2 protein-coding genes are annotated in these 4,972 nt (G+C 42.4%); both read right to left on the bottom strand.

Going from position 1 to position 4,972, the window contains the following annotated elements; all coding sequences use genetic code 11:
• The coding region (locus tag B7698_RS00605) for a G5 domain-containing protein (RefSeq protein WP_192855078.1) at positions 1 to 1,163 on the bottom strand (1,163 nt) is incomplete at its 3' end.
• Between the two features lie 76 nt (positions 1,164 to 1,239).
• Positions 1,240 to 4,972, bottom strand: a 3,733-nt coding sequence (locus B7698_RS00600) for an isopeptide-forming domain-containing fimbrial protein (RefSeq protein WP_142358039.1), incomplete at its 5' end; no start/stop codon positions are given.

Raw genomic sequence — 4,972 nt, 5'->3', positions numbered from 1 at the left:
ACTACTTTCTTAGTTCCAACTTCGATAACTTCGTCTACTGCTGGAGTAGTGATTGTGTTGGATTTCTCAACACGACCTGTTTCTACTCCGTCTGTGTAAGTGACAGTTTCAACAATCGTGCGAACACCCTTCTTACCAGCTGTCTTCACTTGACGACTTCCTTCTGGAAGTTCAGAATTTGTGACTTCCTTAGTTTGGAAAGCAACTTCTTCTGTCTTGGTCTCTTCCTTAGTCGTTACAACTGGGACTACTACTTTCTTAGTTCCAACTTCGATAACTTCGTCTACTGCTGGAGTAGTGATTGTGTTGGATTTCTCAACACGACCTGTTTCTACTCCGTCTGTGTAAGTGACAGTTTCAACAATCGTGCGAACACCCTTCTTACCAGCTGTCTTCACTTGACGACTTCCTTCTGGAAGTTCAGAATTTGTGACTTCCTTAGTTTGGAAAGCAACTTCTTCTGTCTTGGTCTCTTCCTTAGTCGTTACAACTGGGACTACTACTTTCTTAGTTCCAACTTCGATGATTTCTTCTACTGGTTCTTTGGTAACTTTCTCGCTTTTCTTAGTACGAGCTGTTTCTTTACCATCTGTCAGTGTGATATCCCAAGTAATGGTCTTAATGCCTTTAACACCCGCTTGTTTCACATTACGAGTACCTTCTGCAAGATCGGCATTGGTTTCGGTACGAGATGCATAAGGAATCTCTTCTGTCGTAGTGATTTCTTGATGTTCAACTTTTGGTGTTGTTGGTTCTTCAGTTTTGCCATTCAAAGCTGCTTCTACTTTAGCTTTCAAAGTATGATAGCGTTCTTCAAGAGGTGCAAAGAATTTTTTTCCAACTTCGCTCTTCATTGCTTTTTTGGCAATACCATAATATTTTACAACATCATCTAACTCATCTTGTACAAGTTCACGAGTTTCTTCATCTGAAGGATTCTTTTTGAGATCATTAAAATCCTCTTCAAGGTCGTTCATTTTATCCCTGAACTTAAAAGCGATACTTCTTTCCGCAGCATCAGGGATTTCTTCATCTTCTCCTGGTTCTTCTGCATGTACAGTCTTAATTTCATATAGATCAGGAGCTACATGATAAGTCGCTACTCCAAGAGCGTTTAAAGCAAGTATTGAAATCCCTAACTTTAATAATTTTTTTCTACTCATTATTTTTTCCCTTAACACTTTCAATATACAGTAAGGAGAAGAGTAAAATTTTCTACTCTCCTCTTACTATATGATACTAACGTTCAGCTTTACGCTTCCAAACTAGAAGCCCTGCAAGTCCTGCAGCAAGAGCTGCAAATACTTCAAGAACTGTAGAAACTTCAGAACCTGTATTTGGTAATGTTTTACCTGGTTCTGTTGGTTTTTTCGGAATATCCTCCTCTGCTGGTGGGATATTTGGGGCTGGTGGCGTTACTGGAACAGGTGGTGTTACCGGAACAGGTGGTGTTACCGGAACAGGTGGTGTTACCGGAACAGGTGGTGTTACTGGAACAGGTGGTGTTACCGGAACAGGTGGTGTTACCGGAACAGGTGGCGTTACCGGAACAGGTGGTGTTACCGGAACAGGTGGTGTTACCGGAACAGGTGGCGTTACCGGAACAGGTGGTGTTACCGGAACAGGTGGTGTCACCACAACCTTGTTGGTAGTTTTTGGTTTATTGTTAAAGCTTACTGTTGCTGTATTTGGTACACCTTTAGTAGCATATTTAGAGAAGTCAGTTCCTTCTTTGAAGTTAGTGTAAAGAACGAGACTTACTTTACTTCCCTTCAAGGCTTCAAGAACGTCCTTGTCGCTGATTTCAACAGTCACAAGGTTTGTAGTTTCATCGTAAGTAACTTTGGCAATTGCTTCCAAATCTTTACCTACCAATTCACCACGGTCATTTGAAACTTTAGAAACTTTTTCAATTGCTGATTTAAGCTTAGCTTGAGCTTCTTTCAGTTTCTTGATTTCGTTTTCAAGTTTCTCTTGTTCTTGTTTCTTATCAGCTGGTGACAATTCAGCTTCTTTCTTAGCTGCTGCTTGAAGGCTTGCAAGTTCTGCTTCAGCTGCTTTGAGTTCAGCTTCCAAGTTAGCAAGTTCTGGACTTGGTTTGCTTGGTGCTGCTTCTGTTGTAGCAGGTGCTTCAGTTGTTGCTGGTGCTTCAGTTGTTGCACCTTCTGATGTTACAGGAGCTTCAGTCGTTGCTGGTGCTTCAGTTGTTGCAGGAGCCTCAGTTGTTACTGCTGCTTTGGCTGCTTCTACCTTAGCTTTCAAGTCAGCAACTTTAGCTTCAGCCACTTTCACTTTCTCATCAGCTGACTTGTCTTCAGACTTAGCCATCAAAGCTTTAAGCTCAGCTTCAACTTGGTCAAGTTGAGCTTGAAGAGTTGCTTGAAGTTTGTCAAACTGTGCGTTTTCAACTTTAAGAGCAATACGGTCACGGTTCACTTTGAGGACTTGGTCGATTTCATCACTGATAGTGAAGTTAGTCAATTCAGTCTTCTTGATGCGGCCGTACTCATCTTTCAAGGCGTTTCCATTTTCATCCGTTGGATCTGCAGGAACGAGCGTTGAAATGTCGAAGCGGAATGTATCAGTTGCGTTTGGCAAGTGGTACTCTTTACCAGGTTTAGATCCATCTTCTGGTCCAACAGTCTTAACTGGTTCATTTGGTTTTGGATCAGTTGGTTTTTCTGGTTCACGAGGTTTAACCGTTACTGGTTTTGTTTCCTTGCTACCAGATTGACCGTTAGCATCCTTGAAGTTTACAGTTGCTTTGTTAGGTACCAATTGGTTAGCGTAAGCGCTCAAGTCGCTGTTAGCTTTAAGCTTAGCTGGGATGTACAATTGGATTTCTTTGAATCCTTTAAGTCGAGCGAAATCTTTCACTGTTACAGTTACTGTATTTCCTTCAACTTTAGTTTCAAGAACTCCAGTTGCATCAAGACCATCTACATAAGCTACTGGTGTATCTGTGATTGCCAACACAGATTCAAGAGTATCTGTTACTGTAAACTCTTTGTACTTATCAATATCTTTTGGTAAAGCAGTATTAACATTGTACATGTAAGGTGCTTCGTAGTCTACATCCAAGTGGTCCAAAGTACGGTTGATCTTCTTAGAAATTTCTGGTTCTGGTTCTTTTGGAACTACAACTGGAACTACGTTTGAGTCCTTAGTGAAGCCTGGTTTGTTTGGAAGATCCGCCTTGTATGAAGCCGTATTCGGTACTTTCACTGACTTATCTTCTGTAATGTAATCTGACAAGTTAGCGCCTGCTTTGATCTTAGCGTCGAATGTTAATTCAACTGCTTGACCAGCACCGGCTTTAACTTGGTCTTCTGTAAGGGTCAAGGTAATAGTTTGACCTTCTACCTTGATTTGGCTAGCGTCAAGCGCTTGACCATTCAATTTAGCACTTGATGTGCCGGCGAATTCAAGAACGTCTACCAAGGTATCTGTTACTGCAAAGGCTGTCGCATCAGTTGGTACGTTAGTCTTCACGTTGTATGTGAAGACTTGGTCACGGTTAGTAAGAGTTTCTTCTGCTTTACCGTTCACATCTTTCTTGATTCCTGGCTCTTCTGGACTTGGAGGAGTTACTGGAACTACGTTTGAGTCCTTAGTGAAGCCTGGTTTGTTTGGAAGATCCGCCTTGTATGAAGCCGTATTCGGTACTTTCACTGACTTATCTTCTGTAATGTAATCTGACAAGTTAGCGCCTGCTTTGATCTTAGCGTCGAATGTTAATTCAACTGCTTGACCAGCACCGGCTTTAACTTGGTCTTCTGTAAGCGTCAAGGTAATGGTTTGACCTTCTACCTTGATTTGGCTAGCGTCAAGCGCTACACCGTTCAATTTAGCACTTGATGTGCCTGCGAATTCAAGAACGTCTACCAAGGTATCTGTTACTGCAAAGGCAGTCGCATCGTTTGGTACACTTGTCTTCACGTTGTATGTGAAGACTTGGTCACGGTTAGTAAGAGTTTCTTCTGCTTTGCCGTTCACATCTTTCTTGATTTCTGGCTCTTCTGGACTTGGTGGAGTTACTGGAACTTCATTGGAATCCTTAGTGAAGCCTGGTTTGTTTGGAAGATCTGCCCTGTAAGCTGCCTTGTTCGGAACCTTGATTGACTTATCTTCTGTTACATAAGCAGACAAGTTAGCACCGGCTTTGATCTTAGCGTCGAAAGTTAATTCAACTGCTTGACCAGCACTTGTTTTAGCTTGTTCTTCTGTAAGCGTCAAGGTAATGGTTTGACCTTCTACCTTGATTTGGCTAGCGTCAAGCGCTACACCGTTCAATTTAGCACTTGATGTGCCTGCGAATTCAAGAACGTCTACCAAGGTATCTGTTACTGCAAAGGCAGTCGCATCGTTTGGTACACTTGTCTTCACGTTGTATGTGAAGACTTGGTCACGGTTAGTAAGAGTTTCTTCTGCTTTGCCGTTCACATCTTTCTTGATTTCTGGCTCTTCTGGAGTCGGTGGAGTTACTGGAACTTCATTGGAATCCTTAGTGAAGCCTGGTTTGTTTGGAAGATCTGCCCTGTAAGCTGCCTTGTTCGGAACCTTGATTGACTTATCTTCTGTTACATAAGCAGACAAGTTAGCACCGGCTTTGATCTTAGCGTCGAATGTTAATTCAACTGCTTGACCGCCATTGGCTTTCGCTTGTTCTTCTGTAAGCGTCAAGGTAATGGTTTGACCTTCTACCTTGATTTGGCTAGCGTCAAGCGCTTGACCATTCAATTTAGCACTTGATGTGCCGGCGAATTCAAGAACGTCTACCAAGGTATCTGTTACTGCGAAGGCTGTCGCATCTTGCGCTACTGTTGTTTTCACGTTGTAAGTGAAGACTTGGTCACGTTTGTCAAGAGTTTCAGCTTCTTTGCCGTTCACATCTTTCTTGATTTCTGGCTCTTCTGGAGTCGGTGGAGTTACTGGAACTTCATTGGAATCCTTAGTGAAGCCTGGTTTGTTT

It is taken from the genome of Streptococcus mitis (assembly GCF_002096855.1).
Classification (GTDB): Bacteria; Bacillota; Bacilli; order Lactobacillales; family Streptococcaceae; genus Streptococcus; species Streptococcus mitis_Y.
Note: the sequence above shows the minus strand (reverse complement) of the source record. Positions and strands in the feature narration are given on the sequence as shown.